This window comes from Paenibacillus sp. RC67 (genome assembly GCF_030020805.1).
Lineage (GTDB): Bacteria > Bacillota > Bacilli > Paenibacillales > NBRC-103111 > Paenibacillus_S.
The window spans coordinates 930,431-942,743 of sequence record NZ_CP125098.1 but is presented as its reverse complement, the minus strand read 5'-3'; the positions used below and the strand labels follow the sequence as shown (position 1 = coordinate 942,743).

The following is a 12,313-nucleotide window of genomic DNA, read 5'->3' as shown; positions in this document are numbered from 1 at the left end:
ACATGTATAAAATGCTGGCGATCGACATCGACGATACACTTATTAATGATGAAAAAGAAATCACAGAAGGAACCAAGCAAGCGCTGGCTGATGCTATGGCTCATGGAGTCACAGTAACACTTGCAACGGGACGCATGTATGCCTCTGCTAAGCAATTAGCGGCTCAATTGGAGCTGAACGTGCCCCTCATTACGTATAATGGCTCGCTTGTCAAAAATTCCGGCGATGGCCAAGTATTATACGAGCAGTGCGTTCCACAGAACGCAGCCACCATCATTTTCGATTATTGCGAACGGAACGGGCTTCACCTGCAAACTTATATAGATGACGTTTTATATGTAAAAGAGGATAACGACAAAATCAAAGCCTATTCGGAGCTTTCCAAAATCCCATATACTGTCTATCCCGAATTTGCAGAGTTCATTAATAAGCCTTCTTCCAAATTATTAATTATAGACGACCCTGCCAAGCTGGATGAGGTAGCTGTCGAGCTGAGAAGCCTTATTGAAGGGCAAGTTCATATTACGAAATCAAAGCCTCATTTTCTTGAAATCATTCATCATCAAGGAACCAAGGGAGATGCTCTGCGCTATTTGGCAGGTCAGTTCGGTTATGACATGTCGCAAACCATTGCTATTGGGGACGGCTGGAATGATCGTGAAATGCTTGAAGCAGCAGGTCTTGGAGTTGCTATGGGGAATGCTGTTGCAGGGCTTAAGGAGATCGCCGATTATATAACACTCAGCAATAACGAGGACGGCGTTAAGCATGTAGTAGATAAGTTTGTTTTGCAGACCGTTTAATATAGTACAAAAAGAAAACCGTCCGAATTATCGGGCGGTTGTTTTGTATGCAAACTTATATATCCAGGAAGGAAGAGAGCTAAAGAATCGTTTCGGGTACGCTGCTGCTAACCGTACTTAAACGAATTGCAACACATACTCTTCGTACTGCTCCTCGGCATTCGTAATGCTCACATCGCCGCTATGACAGATACTAACCCGTTTAGGGTTTAGCTGCTTCACAATAGCGCCACTCTCGACGGCCTGCTTCATATCCGACGTAAACATAGGCATAGGTCGATTCAACCTGCCCCGCTTGGAAGTGAACAAATCGCCTGCTAGCAATACTCCGTCCTGCTCATGGAAAAAAACGGTATGTCCCGGGGAATGACCCGGAGTATGGTAGGCGGTCAAGCCCGCTGCACTTAACACATTGGTATCAAAAGGCTGCACAAGGCCTTGCTCAGTTAGCTTCTCCGCTTTTTTACGTCCGGGAAACGGAAGCTTCCCCTCCATATAAGGGATTTCCGTCTCGTGTACGTAGACTGGAACCGGATACTGATCGCGGATGCGCTTTACTCCTCCCACATGATCGGAATGTCCATGGGTGAGCACAATGCTCTTGAGCGGAGCTTGCAGCTCCTTGAAGCATTTCTTGAGCCCATTGGCCATTAAAGGAATCCCTGAATCTACGAGCGTCAAGCCTTCGTCTGACTTTACAACCCAAGCGCTGATAGAAAAGCCGATCCAAGTAGTACATTTCCAAATATGATCCGAAATTTGCACGGTTTTCATTTTGAATTCCTCCCCGATTTGTTGTTCAGCTTCTTTGTTTGCTTCTCTTCCTGCTTACGCTTTTTCAACATGCCCAGAATCATAATCTCTACGCCTTCATCCAATATAGGAATGATTCGTTCGAGCAGCTGTTCTAGCGGTTCTTCATTGCTAAGATACGTATGAACCATACCGTTCAGCATGTAAAAAAAGATTCTTGCGCAATCGATTTTCTGTTCGTTCCCATCCGCCTCAATAACGCGATTCAGCGCCTCTGACAAATAGGCAAAAACCTGATTTCGATGTTTATTCACTTCGCTTTGCGGATTGATCTCATCCACGCGTGCCGCTTTCATGTTAAAGATGACCGACACCATGCTTCTATGGGTCAAGCAGAATTGAAGAAACTGCCTACTAATCTCTTTCAATGCATCGTTCGCGGAATTCTCCTCGTTGTCCAAGGCGCCAAGCATCGTTTGTTCCAAGGACATCAATGGGGGAATCGCAAGCTGCTCCAGCAGTGCTTCCTTATCTTTGTAATACAGATAAATGGTCGTGTGCGAGCAGCCTGCCTCCTTAGCAATTTCACGCATCGTAACGGCATCATATCCAAGAGTAGTGAACAGCTTGCCTGCCGCCTCGCGGATGCTGCTCTTCGTCTCCTCCGACCGGATTTCCTGCCTGCTTCTTTTGATTTTCTCTTCCATATCCAAACCTCCGAATACTTTCATAACCATTGGTTAGTAACCGTTGGTTATATCATAACCGGTGGTTACGATATACGTCAAGCCTATATTGGATAAAAAGTATCTGAGGCAAAAATAGACACCCGTTCCTCTCTCCCAGTCACCAACGGCTAGCCCTTGCATATGGTGTATTACCTAAGCTTGGGCTTTTGTCATGGGAGGCGATTGCATTGGAAGTTTCCATTGTGTCATTGCATTGGGTGTACTTGCTGTTGATCGTTTTAATTATCGGGTTCATGGTATTCCGCAGAGATACTACGATCTTGTGTATCGTAGGCATTTTCCTGCTCGGTCTAATGTCTACACACTCTTTAAGTCAATCCATCAGCGGGGTGTTTAACAGCTTTATCTACGCCATCAAGGAGCTTATGGGGACGATATTGATCATTTCCATCATCGTCTCTATGAGCAAAGTACTATCGAAGACCGGCATTAATGAATCAATGATCTCTCCGTTCGCACGCTTCATTCGAACCCCTGCGCTCGCGTTCTGGATCATTGGCGGCTTGATGATGGTCATCTCTTGGTTTTTCTGGCCCTCGCCCGCCGTTGCTTTGTTAGGAGCTGTACTGCTCCCTGTCGCGCTCCGGGTCGGCTTGCCTGCGCTCGGTGTAGCTATGGCAATGAACCTGTTTGGGCATGGTATCGCTTTATCCGGTGACTTCGTCATACAAGGAGCGCCTAAGCTGACGGCCGATGCAGCAGGCATCCCGGTAGGCGATGTCATTCAAGCCAGCATACCACTTGTTATTGTCATGGGTGCGGTTACCACAATCACAAGCTTTTGGCTGCTGCGCCGGGATATGAAGAGCGGCAAGCTGACGGCCACCACAGGTCTATCAGTCGCGCCGTCGAAAACCAGTTCAGCCGAAGGTTCGGGTATTAGCCGACTGTCCCGGTCCAACCGAGTCTTGTTCGCTGTGCTTATCCCGATCTTGTTCTTGGCTGACGTCGTCGCCATGTTCGTGCTTAAGCTGCAGGGTGGAGATGCTACAGCGCTGGTGGGCGGCACGGCCTTGCTCATCATGCTGTTCATCACTGTCACTGCACATAAGAACAACGGCCTTGAGAAATCCGCCGAATATTTGGTGGAGGGTCTTCAATTCGGGTTCAAAATCTTTGGTCCTGTCATTCCCATAGCCGCTTTTTTCTATTTGGGCGACTCCGCCTTTTTAGACATTTTTGGGAAGGTGCTTCCCGCTGGCTCCCACGGCTTGGTCAACGATCTCGGTCTTGCACTAGCACATACAGTGCCCATTAATGGCGCGGTCGGTGCGGTCACCCTCACCACCGTTGGCGCCATCACCGGCTTGGACGGTTCAGGCTTCTCAGGCATTTCTCTGGCGGGTTCCATTGCCAAGCTCTTCTCTACTGCCATTGGCTCCGGCATCGCCACATTGACCGCGCTTGGCCAAATTGCCGCCATCTGGGTCGGTGGAGGGACATTGATCCCATGGGCGCTTATTCCAGCCGCAGCGATTTGCGGTGTTGATCCTTTCGAGCTGGCGCGGCGCAATCTGAAACCGGTACTGCTCGGATTAGCAGTCACCACGATTGTAGCCATGTTTTTGCTATAGGCTATAACACTCACTTGACCATCGTTTCCTTTTCATGTAAAGTAAAACCAACTTGTATATCTAAAAGCCATGACCAAGGATATAAGGGCTACAGGCGGATTGTTTCAGAGAAGGAGATCACAGACTGCGAGTCTCCACAATCACCGGGTTCCTTCCCACCTTGAAAGCTTCAGCGGTGAACCAGCAACAGTCGTATCCGCTGACGGCAGAAGCCGTTATCTTCATGAAGTAGCTGCCTGGCTGTTTGAGGCAGTTAGAATATAGGGTGGTACCACGACGCATTCGTCCCTGACGAATGCGTCTATTTTGTATAAATCCATGATATGAGGTTAGTTATCGATTCGAGGCTTGATTGGTTTTACAGCGGTTTATCCCACTTTAGATAACCTTTAGGAGGCAAGACTATGAGACAGCGCAGCATGTTGATCCCGACTTTGCGGGAAATTCCGGCGGAAGCTGAAGCAGCAAGCCATAAGCTTATGATACGAGGCGGATTCATCAGGCCATTGGCTGCAGGAATTTATACTTACCTGCCTATTGGCTGGAGAGTTTTACGGAAAATAGAGCACATTATTCGTGAAGAAATGGATCGTGCCGGTGCTCAGGAGCTCCTCATGCCGGCGATGCAGCCTGCAGAGCTATGGAAGCAGTCAGAGCGCTATGGCGTTTACGGCCCTGAGCTGATTCGACTGCACGACCGAAACCAAAGAGAGTTTGCCTTAGGTCCTACCCATGAAGAAGTCGTAACCGCACTAATACGGGACACGGTAAGCTCTTATCGGAGCCTGCCTATGACGGTGTATCAAATTCAAACAAAGTTTCGGGATGAGCGTCGACCCCGGTTCGGATTGCTGCGCGGCCGGGAGTTCATGATGAAGGATGCCTACTCCTTTGCAATAGATTGGGAGAGTCTTGACTCTACTTATCAATCGATGTATGAAACGTATCATCGGATTTTTACCCGCTGCGGGCTGCATTTTCGTGCCGTAGAAGCGGACGCAGGATCCATCGGCGGTGAAGGTGAAACCCATGAGTTTATGGCTCTTTCAGATATTGGTGAGGATACGGTAGTGGCTTGTCCAAGCTGCGGTTACGCCGCTAATCTGGAGAAAGCGGTGGCACTTCAGCAAAAACAAGAGTCTGCCTCCCCATCGTCCAATGTCCTATGCGAAAAGTTTGCGACACCCGGTATCAAAACAATAGAGCAGCTCGTTCATGCTTTGGGGATCAAAGCGGAAGCGATTATCAAAACGCTTGTCTATATCGCGGACGGACAACCGATTGCCATTGCTATTCGCGGTGATCATGAAGTCAACGAGCTGAAGATGATGCATTGGCTGCGAGCGGAATCGCTGGAGTTAGCCGATGAACAGACCATCCAGCAAGCCGTAGGAGGACCAGCAGGATTCATAGGCCCAATCGGTTTGCCCATTAAGCTCCTGGTAGACCATTCTGCCGCTCAAATCACTGCCGGTACTGCCGGTGCCAACACAACCGATTACCATGTGCGTAATGTTGTTCCTGGGAGAGACTTCTCGATCGAGCACGTCGGCGACTTCCGTAATGTTAAAGAAGGGGAGAGCTGCCCTCAGTGCTCAGATAGATTGAAGTTTTACCGCGGTATCGAAGTCGGTCATGTCTTTAAGCTCGGCACCAAGTACAGTGACAAGCTTAAGGCCGAAACAGCGGATGCGGCTGGGCAGCAAACCAAGCTTATCATGGGCTGCTATGGCATCGGTGTCTCCCGTCTGTTGTCTGCCATAGTTGAGCAATATCATGATGAGCAGGGCATTAGATGGCCCGCTTCCGTAGCTCCGTTTCAGGTTCACCTAATACCAGTCTCGATCCAAGACGAGACTCAAATTCATTTAGCCGAGACGCTCTACCAGAAGCTTATTAACCTTGGCATCGAGGTACTGATGGATGATCGCGAGGAAAGACCGGGAGTCAAATTCAAAGATGCCGATCTGATCGGCATTCCAATTCGGCTTGTGATTGGTAAAAAATCGAATGAAGGCATAGTTGAATACAAATCGCGCACTAGCAGCGAATCAGTAGAAATGACTGTTGCCGAAGCTATCGAGCATATCCTTAAACCATTTGCACATGAATAGAGAGACCCGGTGCTGCCGAGCAAAGTACATTGGTGTTTGTACTTTTGCTCAGCTGTCATCGGGTCTTTTTTATGCACGGCCTAGGACGAATTAAAAATTTCCGGGCTCGTGCCCATAACCGAATAGGCACTTGCTACATATATTGAATCTTAGATAGGCATTTGTTAGTTGTTACTAAAAAGGAGATGTTGAACGTGTATCCATATTATCAATCCCCATACAATGGACACGATACCAGAGGCTTTATGCCGGGACCAGGCGGATTTCCAGGCGGACCTGGTGGCGGTCCAGGAGGATTCCCCGGTGGGCCAGGCGGTTTCCCTCCTCCACCGCCTCCAGGAGGAGGAGGCAGTGCTGCCGGAGCACCCGAATCCCCTCCACCTTCGTTTATCCCTCCAGAGCCTGCCGTTGCACCATTCGCCGTAGACCCCGGCAGTATTCGCGGCTGCTTATTCCGCAACACATACATTTGGCAGGATAACGGAGATCAGTACTGGATGTTCTTGACCCATGTAGGCCGCAATTCGGTATCTGGCTTCCGCTGGTACGGTGTCGGCTCTGTTGGCTTCTGGTTGTTCTTCGGTCTGGATTTACGCAGAATCAGGCAGTTTACCTGCTTCTAGTTCAGCTGCATAATTGGCAAGGAAGAAACACCCCTTAATGCATCTTAGAAATCTATAATACATTTGGTGCAACATGAAGAAAGACCCTCGATCAGGGTCTTTCTTCATGTTGTTTACTAATCAAGCTGGAGCAGCAATTGTGCAATAAGCTGGGTATTTTCCAGCTTGTTCTTCAAATAATCATAATCCACCCTGGATTGATCCACGGCCACTTTTGCCCTTGTCAGCATTCTTCTTAGCTCATGCGTATGCTGCCAAATTTCCGCGTCACGAGCCTGCTCGTTCTTCCCTGTTACCATACCGAGACTGAACAGCTCACACTCCTTGGCATGCAGAGCCAGTTTAGCATCCTCCAACCTGCTTAGGCCATCGTAATAATCGGACTCAGCTTCCCGCAGCTGTTCCGGCAGCTGCTGCAGCAAGAGCAGCACTTCTTCTTTCGTCATGGCGCATTCCCTCCACGCAAACTCAAATTCAAGCTTCCGTATCAGCTTATGCGGCACTGCTTGCGATTAAGCATATTTTAAGCATCCTTTCAGTCTTCTTTCAGTTTAAAGTCATATTAATGACATCTTCCTATGAGATGATGATCCCAAAAGATAAAATTCTGAAAGCAAATGGAGAGACAACCGTAATGGAAAAACGCTTTACGATCCCTTACATTCAAGCTGCGCGTGGCATTGCCGTTGTTCTGGTCATGCTGTTTCACGCCTCACAATCGGCCATCAAATACTTTCATATCGATTTCCTTGGAGTTAGTGAGATGCCTCGTTCAGGAGGATATGCCTACTTTTTCGTTCTGACCGGATTTTTAATGTACACTTTGTACCACAATCATTTTGGACATGCTGAAATGTGGCTTTCCTTCATTGTCAAACGATTTCTACGCATTTATCCGTTGTACTGGCTTATTACTTTGGCCGTCATTCCAGTTTACTTACTAGTGCCTTCCTTTGGACTAGGGTTCGAAACCAAGCCCGTAGAAATCATTCGTTCCCTGCTGCTGATCCCCGGACCGAATCCAACCATTCTGGGAGTCGCCTGGTCGTTAATTTATATCGTGTTCTTCTATGCCGTATTCTCTCTGCTGTTCGTATTGAAAAGATCGGCTGCAGCTCTGCTCTTCACCGTATGGATTGCTATTATAGCGTTGAACGCTTTAGGATGGATTCATTTAAAAGATAACATGTGGATCCGCTTCTTGTTCGACGGCTTGCATTTGGAGTTTATGCTAGGGGTTGTTGTAGCTTTAACAGTAAGACGCTTGACCGTCCGCAAAAGCGGGATCTGGCTTGCTGCAGGGATCGCTATTTTTCCGATCGTATGGATATTGCGGTACACTTATCCTGATTTTTCCTATGTGAATACCCTTTATACTTTGGGCTCTGCACTTGTGCTGGTAGGGATCGGCTCGCTAAAAGTAACATCTCCCCGGTGGTTAAAGCCTTTGCAATTTCTGGGTGACGCCTCTTATTCGATTTTGCTAACAAGTCTGATCTTTTTATCCATTACGCTAAAGCTGACCAAAGCTATGCATCTCGATGGATGGATCGGCCCGGCAGGCGCAACTTCCGTGTGCTTCCTTGCATCTTTGGCTCTCTGCTGCCTGTTCTATGTATTCATTGAGAAGCCGCTCGTCCTACGACTTAGACAGCTCCTGCTGCCGAAAGTTCAACCTGCGGCGGCGTCATCAAAATAAATATACCCGCCCTTCCAAGCTGCGTGCTTCCCTTCGGCCAACCATCGAGCTTTTCCGTTCGATGATGCCGTAGGGGTTGCCGCACTTTTTTTCATTTGACGTACTGATAGGCGACATACGAAGTAAGGTTGCCTGTATTGATAAAAATATCTCCTATCTGGATCAACAGGCATGCCCAGCTCAGCTTTTGGCAGGAATCATCCTTTCATCGCGATCAGGTACCCTCAGCTCCTTCGCCATCATAGTCGGATCAGATAGAGACGACTTCTCTATTCATTCCTAGCCCCTCACCCGAAAAAGGACGCTCCTATCATAGAGCGTTTTTTTTCATGCGAAACCTAATGGTTCAACGGATGGCTGATGGATGGAGGTGGAGTATCCCCTGGAGGAGCGAAAGCGCCCGCCTTTGTTATCGGGAAAATACTGCTGGAATGTGTCAAATAAAAAATTTCCCGATAACAACAGCGGCCGGAAGGGGATACTCCACCGGAATACCACATACGGAACTGAGCCTTCCACAAGGTTTCTGCATCCACGCAAAAAACGCTCCCAACAGGAGCGTCCTTTTTCTCTCTTTAATCCATCTCATAAATCGAGCCGGATTTGCTCGCGAACATTTCGGCATATACTTTTTCCGCATAGGCGTCAGTCATCCCCGAAATATAGTCCGCGACAAAGCGCGGCCATGGCCATCTGCTTTTATGCTGCTCGTAATTTTCCATCCAATCCGGCGGAATGATCAACCGACCTGTTTCGTATTCGATGAAGCTTGTCCACAATCTTTGAATCATTATTTCGCTGCGCTTTTGCAGCCGCTGTACACGGAAATCTTTAATTAGCGTCACCCACGCCAATTTTTTCAAAATTTCCATCGTGCGAAGCAGATGAACGTCCTCTTGTCCATCGCGGACAAACGTAACCCGCTTCCACCCCTTCTTCGGATCGTCGATAATCCCAACCTGATGGGCAAATAGGCTAACCCAGCGAGCTTTGATCTCCCTGCGCGTTCTGGAAGACTCCTGGCCGCATTCCTTATAAATCGTCTCCCACTGCTCCAGGAACGAGATGAGAACCTGCTTGACCATGGCCTTCATATCCACCTGATCCCAACCCATGTCCCCGTTGCCATGATCGTCTACAATTTCCTGAATGACACTGTCTACGAGCCGTGGATCTTCGAAGAAGGTCCGATTCATTTGAATTTTGCCTGCTCGGATACCATCCTCGATATCATGTGTCGAATAGGCAATATCGTCGCTCAAGTCCATCAGCTGCGCTTCCAGCGTAGAACAGTCCTCCGGCATTCCCCACTGGTTCCGAAGCATGGCAATTTCCTGCCACTCCTTGCCGTAAACGCCTTTGATACGACCCGGTTCATCTAAATTGTAAGGGTATTTATTAATCGCAAGCAGCACCGCTGCCGTTAAGTCGAGGCCGCTTCCACTGCCAGCGCGTTTTTCAAGAAACATGAGAATGCGGAAGTTTTGCGCATTGCCTTCGTAGGCCATCCCGTGAACGACCGCAAGCAGCCGGTTCAACACATCTTCTCCCTTATGTCCGAAAGGAGGATGACCCAAGTCATGGGCTAACGATGCGCATTCCACTACCGCCGGATCGATCATCAATCCCGGATGCTCCTTGCGCGCCAGGAAAGGATACAATTTCCCCATTTTGCGGGCTACTTCCCGTGCGATTTGGGATACCTCCAGAGAATGGGTCAAACGCGTGCGGTAGTAATCACCCGATCCTGCGCCAAACACCTGCGATTTGCCCTGAAGGCGTCGAAACGCGGGCGATTGTATCAACCTCGCATAATCCTTCTCGTATTCATCCCGTTCTTCACTGGATTTTGTTGCCGTCGTGTCATTCAATCGAAGCTTTCGCAAATCCATCTATGTCCTCATCTCCAATTCGCCTATCCCGGGGTCCGTGTCCGGTAAACTATATCGAAAAACGACGTTCCCCCGGAACGCCGTTTTCTTTTCTACCTACCATATTATCATTTCTGTGGACAAAATAAAATCAACATTTGAATCGTTCGATTTTGGTCTGCAGTTCTTCCGCCATGGATGACAATGCTTGCGCAGAAGCAGAGATTTCCTGCATGGATGCCATTTGCTCTTCCGCCGCTGCAGAAATTTGTTCTGTATGTTCGGCAGCGGTTTCAGTAACTTGTGACACGGTATTCATCGTTTCTCCTACCTTACGGGTTCCATGAGATACACTCTCCGAGGAGGCAGATGCAACCTGCATCTGGTCGGATACTTCCGTAATTTTCACTTTAATGTCTTCGAACAGCAGCCCCATACGATCTACAACCTGTTTACCTGCAGCTACTTCGCGGGACGCTTCAACCATGGAGCTCAATGCCTGATTCGACTGCGTTTGGATTTGACCTATCAGGAGATTAATCTCGCTTGACGACCTTGCGGTCTGCTCCGCCAGCTTTTTTACCTCACCAGCTACGACAGCGAAGCCTCTGCCATGCTCTCCTGCTCTAGCCGCTTCGATGGAAGCATTAAGCGATAGCAAGTTGATTTGATTGGCGATTTCGGTAATTTGCGAAATGATCTGATTAATATCCTGAGAGCGGCTAGCCTGCTCCTTCACAATGGACTCCAACTGATCTACATTGCTGCCGATCACGTTCATTTGGCGGATGACCGTGTCTAGTACTACGGCTCCTTCATCTGAATAGCTTCGAGCCTCTGCTGCTCGTACTGAAGTATGCTGTACCAAATCGGTAATGTTCGACATATCCGTGACCATTTCACCTGTCACTCTAGAGCTTTCATTGACGCGTTCCACAAGAAGCTGCGACCCTGACGACATGTCCTGTGCGGAGGCTGCTATTTGGTCCGTTGCCTTCGTGTTTTGCTCTGCGCTTGCGCTCAGCTCTTCAGAGGAGGCTGCCAGTTGGGTCGAGGTTTCTCCTATTTCGACAATCATCGTCTTCAAGGAGTGGACCATCTCATTAAAGCTTTGTCCCAGCTTACCAATCTCATCATTCGACTTGACGGCCACTGTTTTGCGGAGATCACCTTTGCTCAAGGCAGCCGCCGTTTCCATCAGCTCCCTTAACGGGCCTACGATAGAGCGGATCATTCCAAAAACCAGTATGCCTCCAAGCACTAAAGATACAATGACGACGCTTACCGTAACCTGGTAAATGAGCGCCGATTTTTCCGCGACTTCCTTCGACTCCATCGCGCCTACCAGCTTCCAGCCCGTAGACGGAATCGTAGCAAACGCAGCCTGTTTCTGTTGGCCCTCATACGTATAGTTTGTTCTGCCCGAATCCTCTTTATAAAACAAAGAATAATGTTCTTCCTTCGCTTCATCACCGGGCTTCTGTGAAGGATGAATAAGAAACTTTTTATTTCTATCTAATATGTAGACATAGCCCCGTTCCCCGATTTGTGCGCTTTTTACCATGGAGGTCAGCTTCTCAAGGCTTAAGTTAACACCGATAACGCCTTTTTTATCAGGAAGCATTGACGCAACCGTCACCACCATATTTCCTGTAGTAGCCGACACGTACGGATCCGATACGATAACAGCACCCGCTGCTTTCATAGCATCCTTGTACCAATCTCTTTCCCGCGGGTCGTACTTTTGACTGCCAGGATCCGGTGATTTCATCCATGCTCCGTTTTCGTTGCCAAGAGTAGCCAATTCAAGCTCTGGATGGGTGGAAGTAAATGAATCGGTAATTTCACGGGCGCGCGGACTTTTTTCATCAATCGCGGTACTCGTCAACTGCTTGGCCAGTCCCTGCACATTGCCCATTTCCATGCGAATATATTGTTCCACGGACTGATTCATTAGATCAACCGTGTCTTCTGCCGAAGCAAGGAGTTCATTTTGCATACTGCTTCTAGCTGTTTGATATGAAATAATTCCTATCAGCAAACAAGGAATGATAAGCACCAAAGCAAAGGCTGCAATCAGCTTACGCTTTAAGCTCATATTGTTCAATCCAGGCATCCGCATGTCTT

The 12,313-nt window shown here is 48.5% G+C and carries 11 protein-coding genes; 5 read left to right on the top strand and 6 right to left on the bottom strand.

The window, feature by feature from the left end; genetic code table 11:
- Nucleotides 1-2: 2 nt before the first annotated feature.
- Nucleotides 3-803: a Cof-type HAD-IIB family hydrolase gene (locus QMA13_RS04265; RefSeq protein WP_282939738.1), complete on the top strand. Its 801-nt coding sequence runs from the start codon at nt 3-5 to the stop codon at nt 801-803.
- 117 nt (nt 804-920) lie between these two features.
- On the opposite strand, the gene QMA13_RS04260 is transcribed toward QMA13_RS04265, so the two are convergent.
- Nucleotides 921-1,577: an MBL fold metallo-hydrolase gene (locus tag QMA13_RS04260; protein WP_282939737.1), complete on the bottom strand. Its 657-nt coding sequence runs from the start codon at nt 1,575-1,577 to the stop codon at nt 921-923.
- Nucleotides 1,574-2,263 (bottom strand): TetR/AcrR family transcriptional regulator, encoded by a 690-nt coding sequence (locus QMA13_RS04255; RefSeq protein ID WP_282939735.1) that lies wholly within the window; start codon nt 2,261-2,263, stop codon nt 1,574-1,576. Before QMA13_RS04255 ends, QMA13_RS04260 begins: the two co-directional genes overlap by 4 nt.
- Nucleotides 2,264-2,538: 275 nt before the next feature.
- On the opposite strand from QMA13_RS04255, the gene QMA13_RS04250 reads away from it, so the two are divergent.
- The 3 genes from QMA13_RS04250 to QMA13_RS04240 all read left to right on the top strand — a co-directional run bounded on the left by QMA13_RS04250 (nt 2,539) and on the right by QMA13_RS04240 (nt 6,616).
- On the top strand, nt 2,539-3,879 hold the full coding sequence (locus QMA13_RS04250; RefSeq protein WP_481858202.1) for a hypothetical protein: 1,341 nt from the start codon (nt 2,539-2,541) through the stop codon (nt 3,877-3,879).
- A gap of 404 nt (nt 3,880-4,283) precedes the next feature.
- Nucleotides 4,284-5,993 carry a proline--tRNA ligase gene (locus tag QMA13_RS04245; protein WP_282939731.1) on the top strand — a complete coding sequence of 570 codons (1,710 nt, stop codon included), beginning with the start codon at nt 4,284-4,286 and terminating at the stop codon, nt 5,991-5,993.
- Between the two features lie 185 nt (nt 5,994-6,178).
- Nucleotides 6,179-6,616: a collagen-like protein gene (locus tag QMA13_RS04240; RefSeq protein WP_282939729.1), complete on the top strand. Its 438-nt coding sequence runs from the start codon at nt 6,179-6,181 to the stop codon at nt 6,614-6,616.
- 116 nt (nt 6,617-6,732) lie between these two features.
- Here the strand turns inward: QMA13_RS04240 and QMA13_RS04235 are convergent, their stop codons facing one another.
- Nucleotides 6,733-7,062 carry a hypothetical protein gene (locus QMA13_RS04235; RefSeq protein ID WP_028550115.1) on the bottom strand — a complete coding sequence of 110 codons (330 nt, stop codon included), beginning with the start codon at nt 7,060-7,062 and terminating at the stop codon, nt 6,733-6,735.
- 188 nt (nt 7,063-7,250) lie between these two features.
- Between QMA13_RS04235 and QMA13_RS04230 the strand changes: the two genes are divergently transcribed.
- On the top strand, nt 7,251-8,315 hold the full coding sequence (locus QMA13_RS04230) for an acyltransferase family protein (protein WP_282939726.1): 1,065 nt from the start codon (nt 7,251-7,253) through the stop codon (nt 8,313-8,315).
- A gap of 338 nt (nt 8,316-8,653) precedes the next feature.
- Here the strand turns inward: QMA13_RS04230 and QMA13_RS04225 are convergent, their stop codons facing one another.
- From QMA13_RS04225 to QMA13_RS04215, 3 genes are all read right to left on the bottom strand, one after another.
- Nucleotides 8,654-8,851 carry a hypothetical protein gene (locus QMA13_RS04225; RefSeq protein ID WP_282939724.1) on the bottom strand — a complete coding sequence of 66 codons (198 nt, stop codon included), beginning with the start codon at nt 8,849-8,851 and terminating at the stop codon, nt 8,654-8,656.
- 39 nt (nt 8,852-8,890) lie between these two features.
- Nucleotides 8,891-10,207: a deoxyguanosinetriphosphate triphosphohydrolase family protein gene (locus tag QMA13_RS04220; protein ID WP_282939723.1), complete on the bottom strand. Its 1,317-nt coding sequence runs from the start codon at nt 10,205-10,207 to the stop codon at nt 8,891-8,893.
- A 130-nt stretch (nt 10,208-10,337) separates the two neighbouring features.
- Complete coding sequence (locus QMA13_RS04215; protein ID WP_282939722.1) at nt 10,338-12,284, bottom strand: methyl-accepting chemotaxis protein; 1,947 nt, start codon at nt 12,282-12,284, stop codon at nt 10,338-10,340.
- Nucleotides 12,285-12,313 lie beyond the last annotated feature (29 nt).

Excerpts from the sequence above, each read along its gene's own strand:
- QMA13_RS04265 (WP_282939738.1), top strand. The coding sequence starts at position 3 with ATGTATAAAATGCTGGCGATCGACATCGACGATACACTTATTAATGAT.
- QMA13_RS04260 (WP_282939737.1), bottom strand. The coding sequence starts at position 1,577 with ATGAAAACCGTGCAAATTTCGGATCATATTTGGAAATGTACTACTTGG.
- QMA13_RS04255 (WP_282939735.1), bottom strand. The coding sequence starts at position 2,263 with ATGGAAGAGAAAATCAAAAGAAGCAGGCAGGAAATCCGGTCGGAGGAG.
- QMA13_RS04250 (WP_481858202.1), top strand. The coding sequence starts at position 2,539 with ATGGTATTCCGCAGAGATACTACGATCTTGTGTATCGTAGGCATTTTC.
- QMA13_RS04245 (WP_282939731.1), top strand. The coding sequence starts at position 4,284 with ATGAGACAGCGCAGCATGTTGATCCCGACTTTGCGGGAAATTCCGGCG.
- QMA13_RS04240 (WP_282939729.1), top strand. The coding sequence starts at position 6,179 with ATGTTGAACGTGTATCCATATTATCAATCCCCATACAATGGACACGAT.
- QMA13_RS04235 (WP_028550115.1), bottom strand. The coding sequence starts at position 7,062 with ATGACGAAAGAAGAAGTGCTGCTCTTGCTGCAGCAGCTGCCGGAACAG.
- QMA13_RS04230 (WP_282939726.1), top strand. The coding sequence starts at position 7,251 with ATGGAAAAACGCTTTACGATCCCTTACATTCAAGCTGCGCGTGGCATT.
- QMA13_RS04220 (WP_282939723.1), bottom strand. The coding sequence starts at position 10,207 with ATGGATTTGCGAAAGCTTCGATTGAATGACACGACGGCAACAAAATCC.
- QMA13_RS04215 (WP_282939722.1), bottom strand. The coding sequence starts at position 12,284 with ATGAGCTTAAAGCGTAAGCTGATTGCAGCCTTTGCTTTGGTGCTTATC.